This window comes from Brochothrix thermosphacta DSM 20171 = FSL F6-1036 (assembly GCF_036884295.1).
GTDB classification, from domain to species: Bacteria; Bacillota; Bacilli; order Lactobacillales; family Listeriaceae; genus Brochothrix; species Brochothrix thermosphacta.
This window is the reverse complement of the sequence record NZ_CP145608.1, coordinates 498,693-516,223: the sequence shown is the minus strand read 5'-3', so window position 1 is coordinate 516,223 and position 17,531 is coordinate 498,693. Positions and strand designations below refer to the sequence as shown.

Sequence of the window (17,531 nt, the reverse complement as noted above, 5' to 3'; positions counted from 1 at the left end):
CTTATTTCGTAGTTTTATCAACAGCAACTGCTTTTTCCATTGCTTTCCAAGCGAGTGTTGCACATTTAATACGTGCGGGAAATTGTGAAACCCCTGCTAGTACTTCAAGTTCTTCATTTTCTTCACTCAAATGTTCATGTGTATGACCTTGCATCATCTCTGAAAAATCTCGTGAGACCAATAATGCTTTTTCGATAGTTAGCCCCTTGATGGTTTCAGTCATCATTGAAGCAGAGGCAATCGAAATCGAACAGCCTGATCCAGTAAATTTAGCATCTTTAATAATGCCGTCTTGTACATAAAGATTCAAAAAGATCTGATCGCCACATGTTGGGTTATTCATTTCAATTTTATGTGTTTGTGTTTCAAGCTCCCCACTATTTCGTGGTTTGCGATAGTGTTCTAAAATTACTTGTCGGTATAATTGATCTAAATTACGCTTCACCATAACCAAAATACTCCTTTGTTAGCTCGATTGCTTTAACGAGCGAGTCAACTTCTTCTTTCGTATTATACACGTAAAAACTTGCACGCGCAGTCGCAGAGGCTCCAAGCCATTTCATCAATGGTTGAGCACAGTGATGTCCTGCACGAATAGCAATGCCTTGCTCATCTAATACAGTTGAAAGATCGTGTGGATGAATATCGCTGACGTTAAATGAGATTAATGCTGTGCGTTTCTTCGGATCAATGGGTCCATGAATTTCAAGCCCTTCAATAGCCGTCAGTTGTTCCAATGCATATGTAATAATCTCTTCACCGTGTTGCGCTACTGTATCCATACCAAGTTCTTTTAAGTAATCAATCGCAGCACCCAAACCAATCGCTCCTGCGATAATCGGTGTGCCAGCTTCAAATTTCCACGGTAATTCTTTCCACGTAGCATCGTCTAATGTCACAAAATCAATCATTTCGCCACCAAACTCAACAGGTTCCATCTCTTCAAGTAATTCACGCTTACCGTAAAGAACGCCTATACCCGTTGGACCCATCATTTTATGCCCTGAAAAAGCATAAAAATCAACATCAAGCGCTTGAACATCGACAGACATATGCGGTACAGCTTGGGCACCATCAACAATAATGATTGCATCTTCAGCATGCGCCATTGCCGCAACTTCTTTGATGGGATTAATTGTTCCTAACACATTAGAAGCATGGGCTAATGCTACAATCTTAGTGCGATGATTAATAGCTGCCGCTGCTTTTTCTAATGATAATGTACCATCGGATTCGAGTTCAAAGTAGCGTAATGTGGCACCAGTAATACGCGCCACCTGTTGCCAAGGGATGAGATTACTATGATGCTCTGCTGGTGAGATAACAATTTCATCTTCTGCGGATAAATTAGCGATACCGAAACTCGTTGCAACAATGTTAATTGCTGCAGTGGTTCCACGCGTGTATATAATTTCTGCTGTTTCAGCAGCATTGATAAATTCACGTATTTTTTCGCGTGCGCCTTCATACATGTCTGTCGCTTGAGAACCGAGCGTATGGACGCCACGATGTACATTACTATTAGTTGTTTCATAGTACTTCGATACGGCATCAATGACGATTTGTGGCTTCTGAGACGTCGCAGCGTTATCAAGATACACTAACGTTTGCTCATTTACCTCCTGCTTTAAAATCGGAAAATCGTTTCTGACAGACGAAATATTCATTAGCGCTTCACTTTCCCTTCAATAACATTCGAAAGTAGTTCACGAACACGTTTAATTGGTAATTGATCAACCACTGGATTAAGGAAACCATGAATAACTAAGCGTTCAGCTTCATATAAACTTAAACCACGACTTTGTAGATAAAAGAGTGCTTCTGGATCAACACGACCAACAGATGCAGCATGTCCTGCTGTTACTTCATCTTCATCAATTAATAGAATCGGATTAGCATCACCACGCGCTAAATCACTCAACATTAAAACACGTGATTCTTGTTGTGCATCAGCACCTTTAGCATTGTGCATAATATGACCAATACCGTTAAAAATCGATGTTGATGAATCGAGTACAACCCCATGTTTTAAGATCATCCCTACAGAAGCTAGGCCATACTGACGAATTTCTGTAGTAAAGTTTTGTGTTTGTTTCCCTGTTCCGACGGTTACTGTTTTAACATCACTACTTGAATTGTTTCCTACAAGGTTGGTTAAGTGATTAATCACAGTGTTACCATTATTCATAACGCCCAAAGCCCAATCAAGACTAGCGTCACGTAATACATGACCGCGACGGTTAAGATAAGTCGTGACATTCACACCTAAAGTATCAACAGCACCATATGTTACCGTTGCATTATCTTTCGCAATAACTTCTGAAACGATATTAGCGATTGCACGCCCTTTACCTGTTTGACCAACATAGTTTTCTACATATGTTAATTTAGAGCTTTCATCAGCAACAATTATCACATGATTGATAAACGGTTTACGGTCATCTTTTTGTACAAATACAGCTTGAATTGGTGATTCTAACTCAACATTTTTTGGTACGTAGATAAAAAGACCACCGTTAACCAATGCAGCATGAAAAGCAGTCAAACGATTCTCATCAAATTTAACAGCTGTCGTCATGAAATACTCTTTTACTAGTTCGCTATTTTCTTTTAAAGCAGTCGCTAAATCTTTGATGATGACACCTTTATCGATTGCTTCTTGTGATAAATGTAAATGCAACGGTGTTTGATCTTGTTGAATATAGACTGACATTTCAGCATCGTTAACATCCACAACATCTGTTACTGCTTCTGGTAAATTTGTTCCATATGCGGTTTTCCCAAAACTTGCGTATTGGCTAAATTTCGTGAAATTCCAACGTTTAATCTTTGTTTTATCAACATACGGTAAATCCATTTCTTCTGCTTTTCCCCATGCTTTAATACGTAAATCAGTTAACCAAGAAGGTTCTGCTGTTTTTTCCGCAAAAGACGTGATGAACGCAGGATCAATGGTTTCAATTGTTTGTAAGACCATTTGTCAATTCCTCCTTCTTAGTCGTTTGCTTCTTCTTTAACATCAAGTTCAATACCCAATTCAGAACGGATACCTTCATAACCTTCAGCTTCAAGACGTTTCGCTAATTCTGGTCCGCCAGAAAGAGCAATTTTACCATTCATCATAACGTGTACATGATCAGGTGTAATATAGTTTAATAGACGTTGATAATGCGTAATAATCATGCAGCCAAATTCGCCGCCGCGCATTTCATTCACACCTTTTGAAACGATTTTTAATGCATCGATATCTAAACCAGAATCGATTTCATCAAGAATCGCAAATTTAGGTTTAATCATCATCATTTGTAAAATTTCATTACGTTTCTTTTCACCACCAGAAAAGCCTTCGTTTACATAACGTTCAGCCATTTCTTCAGTCATTTCCAAACCAGCCATTGTTTTATCTAATTGTTTAAGATATTTCATGATTGGTAATTCGTCGCCTTCTTCACGACGAGCATTGATTGCTGAACGAATAAATTCAGCATTAGTGATACCCGTTACTTCACTTGGGTATTGCATCGCTAAAAAGAGACCCGCGCGTGCACGTTCATCTACTTCCATCTCTAATACATCTTCACCGTCTAAAAGAATTTCTCCAGAAGTTACTTCGTATGAGGGGTGTCCCATTACTGCAGACGATAGTGTCGATTTACCTGTTCCGTTTGGTCCCATGATTGCATGAACCTCTCCAGAATTCATCGTAAGATTAACACCTTTTAGGATTTCTTTGCCTTCAATTGATACGTGTAAGTCTTTAATTTGTAACGTGCTCATCAATATCCCTCCAACTTTTCTAATAATTATTAGTTTAGTATGATTTTAATCTAAAAGCAATGCTGAAATCAGATAAGGATAGCTTTCAGCTTAAGCATTATCACTTAAAACGATCATATTGATAATCGTTTAGCGCTTTTCACATACTTCTATTGTAACAAAATTACAAATTATTGTATGCCTTTATGCGTTTATATTTTTCCTGATTGAAAGTGACTGCTAGTTTCAAAAAAATTTACTGTATTGCTAATACACAAAAGAACCATCGTGACAGCTTAAACTGCAACAGATGGTTCTGTTTCATTTATTTAACGGGTAATACAGCACCTTTATACTTCTCAGTAATAAAATCTTGAATTTCTTTTGAATGTAATACTTTAACTAATTTTTTAATTGCTGGTTTATTTTCATCTTCTTTTTTCACGGCAATAATATTTGCGTAAGGTGAATCAGAGTCTTCTAAAATAAGTGCATCATCTTTAGGTTTTAGCCCTGCATCTAAAGCGTAGTTCGTGTTGATGGCATAAAGATCAGCTTCATCATTTTGGTAAGCTTTCGCTAATAAACCAGGATCGATTTGGTTAAGGAATTTCAATTTTTTAACGTTATCAATATCTTTTAATGTTGCATTAACTTTGTTATCAACTGAATCCTTAATTTTAACTAAACCTTTTTTCTCTAAAAGCATTAAGATACGACCGTGTTCAGCTACGTTGTTACTGATTAAAATTGTTGACCCTTCTTTAACATCACCAACTGATTTGTATTTAGATGAATAAATACCAAAAGGTTCGATGTGAATTTTACCTGCATTAACTAAATCAGTTTTATTTTCTTTATTTGATAAATCTAAAAACGGAATGTGTTGGAAATAGTTCGCATCTATTTCGCCATCCGCCAAATTTTTGTTTGGTAAAATGTAATCTTGATATTTCTTAATATCCAATTTCACGCCTTCTTTTTCAAGAATAGGTTTTGCCTTCTCTAAAATTTCTGCATGCGGTACATTAGATGCTCCAATTACCAATGTCGTCTCTTTTTCTTTGTCTTTACCCGCTTCACTATTTCCACATGCTGCCAATACCACTAACAAAATAACACTTACTAACCCCAAAATAATCTTTTTCATTTTCATTTCCCCCTTTTATTGTTTTCCCAATCAAACTATCCGAATATTCAATCTTTTTGACTTTGTAAAAATTTTATATAAAACAGAGCGAGACATAGTATTGCCTCGCTCTATTCAATAGTTCTTGTACCCGGCGATATACTAGACAAACAAGCTGTAATAACATAGATTACTCTCTATTAAATCTGATAGTTAGTTTGTCGGTAGTACTGCACCATTGTATTTATCTTCGATGAATTTTTGAATTTCTTTTGAATGTAATACATCAATCAACTTTTTGATATTTTTATTGTTCTTATCTTCTTTACGAATAGCAACGATATTAGCATACGGCGAATCTGAATCCTCTAAGATAAGCGCATCTTTTTGGGGATTTAATCCAGCATCAATTGCATAGTTGGTATTAATAGCATATAAGTCTGCTTCATTATTTTTATAGGCTTGTGCCAATAAACCTGGGTCAATTTGATTTAAGAATTTTAATTTTTTAACATTATCAATATCATTGATAGTTGCTGTTACTTTATCTTTCACAGAGTCTTTAATTTTAACAAGACCTTCTTTTTCTAATAACATTAAGATACGACCTTGATCAGCTGTACTGTTACTAATAAGGATAGTTGATCCTTCTTTAATATCTGAAACTTTTTTATATTTTTCTGAATAAATACCGAACGGTTCGATATGAATTTTACCAGCGTTGATTAAATCTGTTTTGTTGTCTTTATTATATTGGTCTAAGTATGGGATATGTTGGAAGTAGTTCGCATCCAATTCGCCATCAGCTAGATTTTTGTTTGGTAAAATATAATCTTGGTATTTTTTAATTTCTAAATCAATGCCTTCTTTTTTAAGGATAGGTTTTGCTTTTTCTAGAATCTCTGCATGAGGAACGTTAGATGCCCCCACCACTAATTTTGTCTCTTTATCCTTTGCATCATTGCTGCCACAAGCTGCTAAAGTTAAAACGATTGCTGCTGTTAATAGTCCAAAAATAATTTTTTTCATAAGTTACTCTCCCTTTTATATGTTATCGTTTATCAATTTTGTTAGTGGCACGATCGCCAATAAATTGGATGATGAAAACTAAAATTAAAATAATGACTGTTGCGACGAATGTTACATCATTTTGAGAACGTTGAAAACCAGTGAAGTAAGCCATGTTTCCTAATCCACCTGCACCAACTACACCAGCCATTGCGGTATAACCAATTAATGAAATCGTCGTCACTGTCAAACCTGAAATAATTGCAGGAAGCGCTTCTGGCAATAGTACTTTACGAATGATCGTAAATGTACTGGCACCCATCGCACGACTTGCTTCTATTACACCTTTATCAATTTCTACAAAGGCAATTTCAACGAGACGAGCGTAAAATGGTGCTGCTGAAATAATTAAAGCTGGTAATGCACCAGCGGTTCCTATAACAGAACCTATCAAAACTTTTGTAAATGGCATGATAAGCACAATTAAAATAATAAATGGAATCGAACGGAAAATATTAACGAAAGCTGCTGACACACCATTGATACTTTTAATGATTAAATTGTCTTGATCACGTGTTAAGAATAGCAACAACGCGAGTAAAATACCGAGAACAAAAATAAATACAATTGAAATCACTGTCATAATAAGCGTTTCCTGCGTCGCGGTCCAAACTTCAGGCCATATTACATTAGGAAACCATTTTACTAATAAATCTTTCATGAACGAATCACTTCCATTCTAACGTCAATCTCTTCAAGGTACGCTTTTGTTTGTGTTATCTGTTCTTGTTCTGCAACAATTTGGATAAATAAGAACCCATATGAACCATTTTGTGTTTGTGTGATTGACCCATGTAATATACTAATATCAAGGTTGAATTTTTTAGATAAATCGGTAATAATCGGTTGAGTTGCCTGTGAAGCATTAAACACGAGACGTGCTAACAACCCTGTTGGGTAAGTCTCAATAAGGAGTTGTTCCACCTCTTCAGTCGCTGTATCATCTGTTGCTTGTGAAACAAAACGACGAGTAATTTCTTGTTGTGGTGTTTGAAAAACAGATAATACATCCCCTAATTCAACTACTTCTCCGCCTTCCATAACCGCTACACGATTACAAATCTTACGGATAACAGGCATCTCATGGGTAATCAAGATGATTGTAAGTCCCAAGCGCTTATTAATATCTGTCAGTAAATTTAAAACTTCACTTGTTGTTTGTGGATCTAAAGCACTTGTAGCTTCATCGCAAAGTAACACATCAGGATCATTTGCTAAAGCTCTTGCAATACCAACACGTTGTTTCTGTCCCCCACTCAGTTGAGAAGGATATGATTTATCACGTCCATCCAAGCCTACAAGGTGAATGAGTTCTGCGACACGTCGTTCACGTTCAGCTTTCTTGACACCAGCAATTTCTAGTGGAAAAGCAATGTTTTCAGCTACTGTTCGTGACCATAATAAGTTAAAATGTTGGAAGATCATTCCAATTTTTTGTCGAGCTGCACGTAATGCTGCACCTTTGACATCAGAAATCATGACATCATTGATATGAATAGCACCTTGTGTCGGTGCTTCCAATCCATTAAACATTCTAATAAGAGTACTTTTACCCGCACCAGAATAACCAATGATTCCGAAGATTTCACCTTCATTAATTTCTAAATTAACGTCTTTAACTGCATTGACTGCACCATTTCGTGTTTCGAATGTTTTACTGACATTATCTAATTTAATCATTCACTTCAACCTCTCTTTAACCTTCTTTAAGCATAAAAAAACATCTTTCTGAAATTCAGAAAGATGTGAAACGTCTACAAAGGAATAGCCCGCTTCTCATCTTTCTAAGTAATCACTTACTTAGCTTGATTTAGCACCGTCCACTCTCATGGGGTTGCTGGGTTTCGTCGGGCAAGTCCCTCCACCACTCTTGATAAGAAATATCATATAAAGTTATACTTGTTAATAGTTATTATAGGCGGAATAATAGCACAAGTCAATTCCTTTTTTGCTTTAATTTCGAAGTTTTTCTAATCCTTCGTAAATACGAGTAACATTATCAATGGCAGATAACCTTTCACCCGCCATATCGTCACTAAAAACATAGATACTCGGCACACTTTTTATCTCATATTTAGCTATCACTTCTGGTAAATAATTGACATTCATTTTTACAATTTGCACTTCTGGCATTGCCGCTTCAGCAAAATGTAAATACCGTTCAACCAACTGGCACCCACCGCACATTGGTGTATAAAACAGCACCGCAAACGCACTTTTTGAAAGTATCGCTGCTTTAAATTCAGTCGTAGACCATTCTTTCATAATTATTAACTCCCTTAATATAAAAAAACGCAATGATGAACCTCATCATGCGTTTTTAATGACTAACTATTCTTTGATAAATGCTTCGTACTCTTCATAACTTAACAACGCATTATATTCTGCTTCATCTACATCTGTAAATTCAACAATCCAACCTTCGTTATAAGGATCTTGGTTAACTGTTTCTGGTTCATCTTCTAATTTTTCATTGACAGAAACAACTTTCCCACCAATAGGAGCATAGAGTTCAGAGACTGTTTTAACGGATTCAACACTACCAAATGAATCACCTTTTGCTAAGACATCATCAACTTCTGGTACTTCAACAAAAACAATATCACCTAACTCATCTTGTGCATGTAATGAAATTCCCACAAAATAATTAGCACCGTCTTTTTTTACCCATTCGTGTTCTTCAGTGTACTTGAATGATTGATAATCTGTCATAATAAAAAACTCCCTTTATCTATTTATTTTTAGTTCCAATAATTCTCATAATTATCTTCTTTGAATCCAAGTGTTATTTTTTCATCATCAAAGGCTAATGGACGTTTAATCAACATGCCATCTGTTGCTAAAAGTGCAAAAATATCATCATCTGTCATTTGATCAACTTTATCTTTCAAACCCAGTTCACGGTATTTTTGTCCACTTGTGTTAAAAAAGCGTTTAATCGGTAGCTTACTTTTTTTGTAAACCTCTTTTAATTCAGATGCTGTGGGTGTATTTTCAACGATATTCACCGATTCGAAGGGCACCTCGTTATCTGTCAGCCATTTTGAAGCCTTTTTACACGTGGTACATTTCGGGTATTGATAAAATTTAATCATTTACTATCCCTCACTCTTTTTGAATTCTCTTTATATCTTAATAATAGATGATTTTTACTATTTGGACAACTAAACTTTACCATAATTCTTATTTTTTTTATAACAGTATTTAAACTGTACTTTTATCAAAGACTCTCAACGCTTTCTATTGAATTAGCTAACAAGCTCTCTTCATAAAAAAAGTACTCCCTATTAAATTCATCACTCGAATTAAATAAGAAGTACGTTTCAAAAACGGCTTACTGTTTATTTGTAGCCCGCTTATTTTTCTTTTTCTGTTTTACATCATAGGTAGGAATATCTTTTTCTTTATCTTCCTTAGAGAACATTGAATTATTTGAGTTAAAACGCATCGACATAATGACGCCAATTCCCAGCAAGTTAACAACCAGTGAGGTACCACCATAACTTATAAATGGCAGTGGAATACCTGTAATCGGCAGTAAACCAATTGTCATTCCCGCATTTTCCAAAACATGGAACATGATAGTCATGACTACACCTGTACAAACAATTGAATAAAATTCATCTTTCAAGTCAAGTGCTGTTCCAATAATTTGATACACTAAGATGAAAAATAATGCAATGACAATACTACCTGCGATAAACCCCCAATGGTGGTTAATCATCGCAAAAATCATATCTGTGTGTCCTTCAGGGATATTTGTCATACCATTAGTGCCTTTATAACCCGTAATTTCACCCGACCCAATTGCCTGCATCGCTAGAATTAATTGGTAACCATCTGAATCTGCAGAAGAATAAGGGTCTAACCACGATGTAATACGACCGAATTGGTACTGTTTAAAACCAACAATGGCTAACCACTCCGGTTTTGTCATTACTATGTATATCATCCCTGCCCCTAAAGCAAAGACAGAAGTGATCAATGGTAAGAGGATACGCCATGTTATGCCTGATATGATGAGCATTCCCAAAGTGATTGCCATGATAACCAAGCCTGTACCTAAATCATTTTCCGCTAGTATTAATGCAAACGGAATAAATGAGGTGAGTGCTATTTTAAATAACAATATCCAATCAGTACGATTTGTGCGGATTTTAGCCGCTTGATTATGCTCGATAATGACCTTCCCTTGCATCATAACAAGAAATATTTTCATCAACTCTGCTGGCTGGAATTGACCGATAACTGGTATCATTATCCAACTTCTTGCCCCATTAATTTTAACGCCAATTCCAGGAATCAACACAAGTACTAATAAGAAAAGACCTAATCCATAGAGATAAGGCGTTATTTTTATCATTGTTTCACGATCAATTCGCATAATCACAGCAATTGCAATCGCACCAATTAAATAAAATGCGCCTTGTCTAATTACTAACGAGCGACCGTATTCAGGGTTAGAGGCCAAAGCGGTATGGATAGCAATTAAGCTCACCGCACAAAACAACGCCATCGTCACAATAATACCGTAATCAATTCGTTGCCCTTTATTATTTTTTTCCATTTATTTCCCTCTCTTCAACATGTCATTCAGCGCTTAATTTTTTTTACAAAATTGCACAAGTTTATTTCCTTCATAAGCTGCAAGATAACGACTATCTGGCTCTGCTGTAAAAACACTTTCAAACAAAGGTTTCAGATTATTTACCACACCAGTATTTGCTTCCGCTAAAATCCAATCAAGTGGTTTAAAATCAAGTATACCTTCTGCCGTTGCTATAGGTGTCTGAAAAGGTCTCTCAGTTAGCTCAGCAGTGTACACATACATCCCGCTATTTGCTTCACCAAAATTAGTCCAGTGCATTTCACCGCGGGCTGAAACAGCCTCTAATACAATACCCGTTTCTTCCTCAACTTCACGCAGTATACAAGCTTCTGGTGTTTCATTAGGCTCTAATTTTCCACCCACACCATTCCAATTTCCCATCCATGGAGCTTTCATACGATTAAGTAATAAAATTTGATTTTTATATTTCAAAAAACAGATTGTGTACGGTAACATTTGGTTCCTCTTTCCTCTATCAAAAGACTTTATTCTAAGATTACTCTTTTACTGATGAAAAGGACAGCCATTTCCCTTGTCAAAGGGGGATTTTTTATAGAAAAAATTCGGTTTTTTAACTTCGTTATTATATCTCTGATGAAAAATATGCGTTGTTGTCGGTGACATTGGTGGGATTAACCACGCCCAGTTACCTGTTACTTCACGATTTTGAGCTTTTTCTTGTTGTTCAAATTGCCCAAATTGTTTAGCTGCTGTGTGATGATCAACAACTTGAACTTTTTCACGCTGGTACGATTGGAGTAATGCGATATTAAGCTCTAACAACGTACGATCTTTCCATAAATCACGATTTTTACGCGTTGTAATATCAAAAGCAGCCGCAATCTCATCTAATTTATTATAACGTTGTTCATCTACAAAATTACGAGAAGCAATTTCAGTTCCCATATACCAACCATTAAATGGTGCTGCATCGTAAGAAATGCCGCCAATTTCTAACCGCATATTCGTGATGACTGGGATCGCATACCATTTCAAACCTAACTCTGCTAATTTAGGATAATCAGGATGCGTAATTTCGACTTCTTTTACCAAATTACTAGGAATAGATTGCATCGTCATTGGAGAGGTTTCATCCTTTTGAAATAACAATGGCAAGACATCAAAATCTGTCTGTGGTGATTTCCAACCTAACCTTTGACAGAGTGCTGTAATTTCGTTTGATAAGGGATCACCAATTTGTTGACCATCCACAATATATCCAGCATAACGGATCAATTGCTCATTCCATATTTTAACCGTATTGGGTTTAAACACAGTGAGTGTAGGACGTATCGCACCATTATTGGTACCTTCTTCTATATGATTAAATAATGTTTGCTTAATCTCTTCGGTTGTATGAACGGTTCTTGCATCTCTGATTTGCAGTTGTTGCCAAAATAAACGACCAATGCAGCGATTATTATTACGCCAGGCCATTCGTGCACCTTGTTCAATTTCTTCTAATGTGTGTTCGTAGCTGTTTTTTTCTTCTATCTCACGAGCGATAACTGCTAATCGTTGCTCAATTAGGTTTTCTTTACCTAACTCTACATATGCTTCATTAATAAAGCGCGTCGCTTCATCTAATAATTCCACCTTATTTTCAACTCCTCGAATAGTTTCTATTATAACAAGAAAACGCAAGAAGTTCACCGACTTTCCTATCTTATTTTATAAAAAAAAGACCACTACATTTACGTAGTGGCCTTATATATTATCAACTGAAAAATAATTCTAAACTATCGTTCAATTTTAAATTCATTAATTATTATCGTTTAGCCATTCCTCTGAACACTAACGAAGCAATAAATACTAATATTACAGCACCGATTAATGATGGGAAAATTGCCATCCCGGCAACTGAAGGTCCCCAACTACCTAGTAGTGACTCTCCTAACCAAGAACCCACGATTCCTGCTACAATATTTCCAATCCAACCATACGCTGTTTTTGTAATTGCACCAGCGATAGCACCTATAATTGCACCTATAATTAAAACCCAGATAAAATGAAACATACTTATTCCTCCTCTGTCTTACTACTATGTGTGTCTATGTATGTCGACTTATTTTGTAGCGTCATCAAGCTTATCTTTTACTTTACCTGCTTTTTTTTCAGCTTCGCCTTTTACTTGCTCAGCTTTACCCTTAGCTTTTAATGAATCATCGTTAAGGACTTTACCTGTGACTTCCTTCACTTTTCCTTTTACTTTGTCGAATTCTCCACTCATAATATCCCTCTTCTCATATGTATTTGGTAACGTAAATGCGTTACACTATAACCATTCCACTTCAACAAAATTTCAAACATATTTTAGACATCTTTTTTAAAAAAATGAAAGTAAATGCTGTTAAATCAAGCTTTGTTGGCTTTATTTTTTTTTGAATAATTTGCTGTTTTTTCGTTTTTTTAAATATTTTCCTTATGTTTTTAAAATACAATTGACAATGCAAACGTTTGCATATACACTAAATATAATATATGAAATCGCTTACTTATAGAGGGAGGAGATAATAATGACAACTTTATCTGATGTGGCAAAACAAGCACATGTTTCCAAAATGACCGTTTCTCGTGTCGTAAATCATCCTGAAAAAGTTACTGAAGAAGTGCGCTTGATGGTTTTAGCTGTAATGAAAGAACTAAATTATACACCTAATTACGCTGCCAAAGCATTAGTAACCAAACGCACCCAAATCATAAAATTCTTATTTTTAGAAGAAATTGATACAACGGAACCTTATTATATGTATTTGTTACTTGGCCTTAACCAAACTTTAGCGAAACAGCGTTATTCATTACAGATAGTTCATCCTGATTCAATTTCAGTTGGTAACTGCGATGGTTTTATCGTCACTGGTTTCCGGGAACAATATCTCGAATTAATACAATCCATCAAAGAACCGCTTGTTTTTTTTGGCGAAAATCAACATTCATTTGACTATGTGGATATTAATAATCACAAAGGCATTGCCTTAACGACAGAACAGTTGTTACAAGATGGTTATAGCCGTATCCTTTATTTCGGAACAGATATTGACGAACCGTTCGAACGTTCTCGGGAACAAGGGTATGTTGATACAATGAGTGCCTGGCATCGTCACAGTGCCGTTTATCATATGCCCAATGCTTTCAAGGATTCACAACGCTTTATGCGCCATTTTTTAACTAGAAGTTTAAATACACTCAAAAAAGAACGTATCGGGATTGTCTGTGCGACTGACAATATCACTACTGGTGTTCTTCAAGCTGTTAAACAATTTACAGATCTTAAAATCGGTAAAGATATTGGCATCACTGGATTTGATGGGATTTATTTAGATCGCGTGTCTCACCCTCATATCACAACAGTTCGACAACCTATTTTGGAAATGGGCGCCGCCTGTGGACAAATGATTCTTGATAAAATTACACAGGCTCCTACTCCGACACGTTATTTATTTGAGCCTACTTTATCATTAACACCTTCACGACAAGCACTGCTTGAAAACAACTACTTACATTAAAGGAGAACACTGATGTCACCTATTATATATCAAGTCTATTTAAAGAGTTTTCAAGATAGTAACAATGATGGCATAGGCGACCTGAATGGTTTATTGTCGCGCATTGATTATTTAAGTTCATTAGGCATTACTGCTATCTGGCTCAATCCCATTTTTGAATCACCTGATGTGGACAATGGTTATGATGTCAGCGACTATTATCATATTGATCAAAAATTTGGGACGTTACAAGATTTTCAACGCGTTGTAGCAGCATGTCATGCACAAGGGATATCACTCTATTTAGATTTAGTTATTAATCATACATCTGATCAACATGCTTGGTTTAAGTCAGCAATAGCGTCTAAAGAATCACCCTACCGTGATTACTACATCTGGCAAGATGCCACACCAGATACGCCCCCAACGAATTGGGCTTCCTTTTTTGGCGGTAGCACATGGGCCTATGATGAAACGTCACAACAAAGTTACTTCCATCTTTTTGCTAAAGAAATGCCCGATTTAAATTGGGATAATCAAGCAATGGTTGATGAACTCGCTGAAATTGCTGCCTATTGGTTAGCACAGGGCGTTGATGGTTTTCGTTTAGATGCTGTTTCACACTTGGCAAAAGATCGTCGCTTTTTATCTATTGCCTCTCAAACAAACGAACCCCTAATTGCAGAACAATATTATGCCAATCTCACTAAAAACTTTAAACATTTGCAAGACTTCAAACAGACGATTGCAGCTAAAACTAGTCTCCCTTTTGTTTTATTAGGCGAAGCCGCTTCTGCTCAACCCGAAGATACAACGGCTTATTTGGAAACGTTAGATGCCCTAATTACTTTTGGTCACTTCAAAACGGTTCCAGCACCCTACAACCTCCCGATGGTTGATAACAAACAGCCATTAGATCTCGTCGCCTTTAAAGATACGCTAGCTGCTTATCAAGCACAAAGTAAAAACACAACAGGTGGTTTAGGGCTTTATCTCAGTAATCACGACCATCCTCGAGCGGTATCACGCTTCGGTGATGGCTCAGCACCGAGTGCAAAAGCTTTAGTTGCCTTACAATTTTTCTTACATGGTTGGCCAATTATTTATCAAGGAGAAGAATTAGGTTTACCGAATGCCTCTCACGATCAGCTATCCGACTACACTGATCCGAGTGTCGCCAATTTCACAGCAGCAGCCCAACAGCTTTTAACACTTGACGAACAATTGGATATTGTACAAAAAACATCCAAAGAAGCAGCGCGTGGCACAATGCATTGGGATGACAGTCACTTCCATGGTTTTTCGACCGTGGCACCGTGGAACAATTTACTAACTACAGGGCAGAGTTATGCTCAGCAAATAGAACAGCAAAACAGTACCTTTCATTTTTACAGGCAATTAATTGCACTTCGAAAAGAATGGTCGCACTTAATCGCTAAGGGGAGCACACACTTTTATGACCCCTTACACCCGTATTTATTTTTTATTAGCCGTCATTTGGATATGCAAACGTTTGCGGTAAGAGTCAACCTTTCCTCTGAGACAATTACATTATCTCAACCACCTACAATTGAGGAAAAACATCTGATCGCAGAAGCTTATAATCCTAACAGCCAACAATTAGGACCTTATGGCATACTTATCACCTTAAAGGAGGAACATTAAATGGAATTAGCAGCAATTTTTCACAGACCAGAAAGCGAGGATGCCTTTTTACACACGGACGGGCGTTTTTACATTCGCTTACGTACAAAAAAAGCCGACGTTTTAAAAGCCTATCTACTTGGAGGCGACCCTTACCTTTTCGACACTGAAAAATGGTGGCAACAACAACGTCCAATGACGAAAATAGCCGAAACCTTAACACATGACTATTGGGAAATTAGTGTTGAACCCCCTTTCTCAAGATGGCAGTATGGCTTTGTTTTAGAAAATAATGACGAAACAATTTTTTATGGCGATCGTGGGTGTTTCCCAGTAAGCGAACGTGTGCTCACTTATTCTAACTACTATTTTAGAATGCCTTTCTTACATGAACAAGATTCTTTCAAAGCGCCTGAATGGGCAAGTGACACCCGTTGGTACCAAATATTCCCTGAACGTTTTGCTAATGGGCAACCCGAGTTATCACCCGCTAACGTAAAAGAATGGAGCCAAGAATCGCCGATAACCTCTGCTTTTTATGGCGGTGACTTACAAGGGATTATCAATCACTTAGATTACCTCGAAGAACTGGGTATTAACGGTCTTTATTTCACGCCTATCTTCAAAGCGCCAACAAACCATAAATATGATACGGAAGATTATTTCACAATCGATTCTCATTTTGGTAATGATGAAACTTTCCAACTATTAGTAGATGAAGCGCATCGTCGTGGCATGCGTATTATGCTCGATGCCGTCTTCAATCATATCGGCGACCTTTCACCACAATGGCAAGATGTTGTTAAAAATGAAGAGAAATCAAAATACAAAGACTGGTTCCATGTACACAGTTTCCCTGTTCGCGAAGGCGAAAATGGCAATATTGAAAATGAAACGACCTTATCATTCGATACGTTCTCATTCACGATTCATATGCCTAAATTAAACACAGCTAATCCCGAAGTACAAGATTACTTGATTTCAATCGCAACTTACTGGGTAGAAAAATTCGGAATTGATGCTTGGCGTTTAGATGTCGCTAATGAAGTTGATCACCAATTCTGGAAAAAATTAAATGCTGCTCTGACTGCTGTTCGTCCTGATATTTATATCTTAGGTGAAATTTGGCACAGCGCTCAACGTTGGTTGGAAGGCGATGAATTCCACGCCACAATGAACTACCCGTACATTGAAACAATCAACGATTATTTCATTGATCGTTCCATTGATGAAGAAACACTAATTTCGGGATTGAACACTCAATTAATGATGTATCGTAAAGCAACAACAAGTGTGATGTTTAATATGCTTGATAGTCATGATACAGCACGTGTTCTTTCACGCATGGATAACGATACGCAACGTCTTAAACAATTGCTTGCCTTTGTGTTTACACAAAAAGGGACACCTTGTATCTATTACGGTACTGAAGTGGGACTTGATGGTTTTAACGATCCTGATTGCCGAAAATGTATGATTTGGGATGAAACTAAACAAGATCAGGACTTACTCACTTTTACTAAATCTTTAATGGCCTTCCGTAAAGAATACAACCATACGATTCAAGAAGGTGAATTACAGTGGTTGCCTTCAACATCTGAAAGTATTACCTTCTCATTGCGAGAAAATGAAACAACATTATATTGTATTTTCAATCGTGCAACAATGGAACAAGATATTGCTGTTCCAACGTTACCAAAATCTGCTCAACCAATCTTTGGTTCTGGTGAACGTCACGGTCAAAAAATCCGAATCAAAACAAATGATTTCATCATTTTCAAAGATCAATAAATAAGATATACCAATTATAAATATAGCGTAACTCATCTTGTTACCGATA

General features: G+C 36.6%; 19 protein-coding genes and 1 riboswitch. Of the genes, 3 read left to right on the top strand and 16 right to left on the bottom strand.

Annotated features, from left to right (window positions below; genetic code table 11):
- Nucleotide 1: 1 nt before the first annotated feature.
- From sufU to V6S17_RS02650, 16 genes are all read right to left on the bottom strand, one after another.
- Entirely contained in the window at nucleotides 2-448 is a 447-nt protein-coding gene (sufU, locus tag V6S17_RS02725; RefSeq protein ID WP_029090728.1) for a Fe-S cluster assembly sulfur transfer protein SufU, read from the bottom strand.
- Nucleotides 435-1,667, bottom strand: a complete 1,233-nt coding sequence (locus V6S17_RS02720; RefSeq protein WP_029090729.1) for a cysteine desulfurase — start codon at nucleotides 1,665-1,667, stop codon at nucleotides 435-437. Before V6S17_RS02720 ends, sufU begins: the two co-directional genes overlap by 14 nt.
- Nucleotides 1,667-2,977, bottom strand: a complete 1,311-nt coding sequence (sufD, locus tag V6S17_RS02715; protein WP_029090730.1) for a Fe-S cluster assembly protein SufD — start codon at nucleotides 2,975-2,977, stop codon at nucleotides 1,667-1,669. The genes V6S17_RS02720 and sufD overlap by 1 nt, the downstream gene beginning before the upstream one ends.
- A gap of 17 nt (nucleotides 2,978-2,994) precedes the next feature.
- Entirely contained in the window at nucleotides 2,995-3,777 is a 783-nt protein-coding gene (gene sufC / locus V6S17_RS02710) for a Fe-S cluster assembly ATPase SufC (RefSeq protein ID WP_029090731.1), read from the bottom strand.
- A 304-nt stretch (nucleotides 3,778-4,081) separates the two neighbouring features.
- Entirely contained in the window at nucleotides 4,082-4,906 is an 825-nt protein-coding gene (locus V6S17_RS02705; RefSeq protein WP_029090732.1) for a MetQ/NlpA family ABC transporter substrate-binding protein, read from the bottom strand.
- A 192-nt stretch (nucleotides 4,907-5,098) separates the two neighbouring features.
- Complete coding sequence (locus V6S17_RS02700) at nucleotides 5,099-5,914, bottom strand: MetQ/NlpA family ABC transporter substrate-binding protein (RefSeq protein ID WP_029090733.1); 816 nt, start codon at nucleotides 5,912-5,914, stop codon at nucleotides 5,099-5,101.
- Nucleotides 5,915-5,936: 22 nt separating this feature from the next.
- Complete coding sequence (locus V6S17_RS02695) at nucleotides 5,937-6,614, bottom strand: methionine ABC transporter permease (protein WP_029090734.1); 678 nt, start codon at nucleotides 6,612-6,614, stop codon at nucleotides 5,937-5,939.
- Nucleotides 6,611-7,633 carry a methionine ABC transporter ATP-binding protein gene (locus V6S17_RS02690; RefSeq protein ID WP_029090735.1) on the bottom strand — a complete coding sequence of 341 codons (1,023 nt, stop codon included), beginning with the start codon at nucleotides 7,631-7,633 and terminating at the stop codon, nucleotides 6,611-6,613. Before V6S17_RS02690 ends, V6S17_RS02695 begins: the two co-directional genes overlap by 4 nt.
- A 93-nt stretch (nucleotides 7,634-7,726) precedes the next feature.
- A riboswitch (SAM riboswitch) is annotated at nucleotides 7,727-7,833 on the bottom strand.
- A gap of 73 nt (nucleotides 7,834-7,906) precedes the next feature.
- A complete protein-coding gene (locus tag V6S17_RS02685) occupies nucleotides 7,907-8,218 on the bottom strand; it encodes a thioredoxin family protein (protein ID WP_036026768.1) in 312 nt (103 codons plus the stop codon).
- 66 nt (nucleotides 8,219-8,284) lie between these two features.
- Nucleotides 8,285-8,665 (bottom strand): glycine cleavage system protein GcvH, encoded by a 381-nt coding sequence (gcvH, locus tag V6S17_RS02680; protein WP_029090736.1) that lies wholly within the window; start codon nucleotides 8,663-8,665, stop codon nucleotides 8,285-8,287.
- Nucleotides 8,666-8,694: 29 nt separating this feature from the next.
- Nucleotides 8,695-9,048 carry an arsenate reductase family protein gene (locus tag V6S17_RS02675; RefSeq protein WP_029090737.1) on the bottom strand — a complete coding sequence of 118 codons (354 nt, stop codon included), beginning with the start codon at nucleotides 9,046-9,048 and terminating at the stop codon, nucleotides 8,695-8,697.
- A 239-nt stretch (nucleotides 9,049-9,287) separates the two neighbouring features.
- The gene (locus tag V6S17_RS02670; RefSeq protein WP_051457435.1) at nucleotides 9,288-10,520 is read right to left on the bottom strand and encodes an FtsW/RodA/SpoVE family cell cycle protein; all 1,233 of its coding nucleotides are present in this window, start codon (nucleotides 10,518-10,520) and stop codon (nucleotides 9,288-9,290) included.
- A 33-nt stretch (nucleotides 10,521-10,553) separates the two neighbouring features.
- Nucleotides 10,554-11,018, bottom strand: a complete 465-nt coding sequence (locus tag V6S17_RS02665; protein ID WP_029090738.1) for an NUDIX hydrolase — start codon at nucleotides 11,016-11,018, stop codon at nucleotides 10,554-10,556.
- Nucleotides 11,019-11,066: 48 nt separating this feature from the next.
- Nucleotides 11,067-12,158, bottom strand: a complete 1,092-nt coding sequence (locus V6S17_RS02660) for a nitric oxide synthase oxygenase (protein WP_029090739.1) — start codon at nucleotides 12,156-12,158, stop codon at nucleotides 11,067-11,069.
- Between the two features lie 172 nt (nucleotides 12,159-12,330).
- Nucleotides 12,331-12,579 carry a GlsB/YeaQ/YmgE family stress response membrane protein gene (locus tag V6S17_RS02655; protein ID WP_029090740.1) on the bottom strand — a complete coding sequence of 83 codons (249 nt, stop codon included), beginning with the start codon at nucleotides 12,577-12,579 and terminating at the stop codon, nucleotides 12,331-12,333.
- 48 nt (nucleotides 12,580-12,627) lie between these two features.
- Nucleotides 12,628-12,792, bottom strand: coding sequence for a CsbD family protein (locus tag V6S17_RS02650; protein WP_080712854.1), 165 nt, complete (start codon nucleotides 12,790-12,792; stop codon nucleotides 12,628-12,630).
- A gap of 286 nt (nucleotides 12,793-13,078) precedes the next feature.
- Between V6S17_RS02650 and V6S17_RS02645 the strand changes: the two genes are divergently transcribed.
- The 3 genes from V6S17_RS02645 to V6S17_RS02635 are packed head-to-tail and all read left to right on the top strand — an operon-like array spanning nucleotide 13,079 to nucleotide 17,482.
- Nucleotides 13,079-14,068, top strand: a complete 990-nt coding sequence (locus V6S17_RS02645; protein WP_036026771.1) for a LacI family DNA-binding transcriptional regulator — start codon at nucleotides 13,079-13,081, stop codon at nucleotides 14,066-14,068.
- A 12-nt stretch (nucleotides 14,069-14,080) separates the two neighbouring features.
- The gene (locus V6S17_RS02640) at nucleotides 14,081-15,712 is read left to right on the top strand and encodes a glycoside hydrolase family 13 protein (RefSeq protein ID WP_036026772.1); all 1,632 of its coding nucleotides are present in this window, start codon (nucleotides 14,081-14,083) and stop codon (nucleotides 15,710-15,712) included.
- The gene (locus tag V6S17_RS02635) at nucleotides 15,713-17,482 is read left to right on the top strand and encodes a glycoside hydrolase family 13 protein (protein WP_029090742.1); all 1,770 of its coding nucleotides are present in this window, start codon (nucleotides 15,713-15,715) and stop codon (nucleotides 17,480-17,482) included.
- Nucleotides 17,483-17,531: the final 49 nt, after the last annotated feature.

Excerpts from the sequence above, each read along its gene's own strand:
- sufU (WP_029090728.1), bottom strand. The coding sequence starts at position 448 with ATGGTGAAGCGTAATTTAGATCAATTATACCGACAAGTAATTTTAGAA.
- V6S17_RS02720 (WP_029090729.1), bottom strand. The coding sequence starts at position 1,667 with ATGAATATTTCGTCTGTCAGAAACGATTTTCCGATTTTAAAGCAGGAG.
- sufD (WP_029090730.1), bottom strand. The coding sequence starts at position 2,977 with ATGGTCTTACAAACAATTGAAACCATTGATCCTGCGTTCATCACGTCT.
- sufC (WP_029090731.1), bottom strand. The coding sequence starts at position 3,777 with ATGAGCACGTTACAAATTAAAGACTTACACGTATCAATTGAAGGCAAA.
- V6S17_RS02705 (WP_029090732.1), bottom strand. The coding sequence starts at position 4,906 with ATGAAAAAGATTATTTTGGGGTTAGTAAGTGTTATTTTGTTAGTGGTA.
- V6S17_RS02700 (WP_029090733.1), bottom strand. The coding sequence starts at position 5,914 with ATGAAAAAAATTATTTTTGGACTATTAACAGCAGCAATCGTTTTAACT.
- V6S17_RS02695 (WP_029090734.1), bottom strand. The coding sequence starts at position 6,614 with ATGAAAGATTTATTAGTAAAATGGTTTCCTAATGTAATATGGCCTGAA.
- V6S17_RS02690 (WP_029090735.1), bottom strand. The coding sequence starts at position 7,633 with ATGATTAAATTAGATAATGTCAGTAAAACATTCGAAACACGAAATGGT.
- V6S17_RS02685 (WP_036026768.1), bottom strand. The coding sequence starts at position 8,218 with ATGAAAGAATGGTCTACGACTGAATTTAAAGCAGCGATACTTTCAAAA.
- gcvH (WP_029090736.1), bottom strand. The coding sequence starts at position 8,665 with ATGACAGATTATCAATCATTCAAGTACACTGAAGAACACGAATGGGTA.
- V6S17_RS02675 (WP_029090737.1), bottom strand. The coding sequence starts at position 9,048 with ATGATTAAATTTTATCAATACCCGAAATGTACCACGTGTAAAAAGGCT.
- V6S17_RS02670 (WP_051457435.1), bottom strand. The coding sequence starts at position 10,520 with ATGGAAAAAAATAATAAAGGGCAACGAATTGATTACGGTATTATTGTG.
- V6S17_RS02665 (WP_029090738.1), bottom strand. The coding sequence starts at position 11,018 with ATGTTACCGTACACAATCTGTTTTTTGAAATATAAAAATCAAATTTTA.
- V6S17_RS02655 (WP_029090740.1), bottom strand. The coding sequence starts at position 12,579 with ATGTTTCATTTTATCTGGGTTTTAATTATAGGTGCAATTATAGGTGCT.
- V6S17_RS02650 (WP_080712854.1), bottom strand. The coding sequence starts at position 12,792 with ATGAGTGGAGAATTCGACAAAGTAAAAGGAAAAGTGAAGGAAGTCACA.
- V6S17_RS02645 (WP_036026771.1), top strand. The coding sequence starts at position 13,079 with ATGACAACTTTATCTGATGTGGCAAAACAAGCACATGTTTCCAAAATG.
- V6S17_RS02640 (WP_036026772.1), top strand. The coding sequence starts at position 14,081 with ATGTCACCTATTATATATCAAGTCTATTTAAAGAGTTTTCAAGATAGT.
- V6S17_RS02635 (WP_029090742.1), top strand. The coding sequence starts at position 15,713 with ATGGAATTAGCAGCAATTTTTCACAGACCAGAAAGCGAGGATGCCTTT.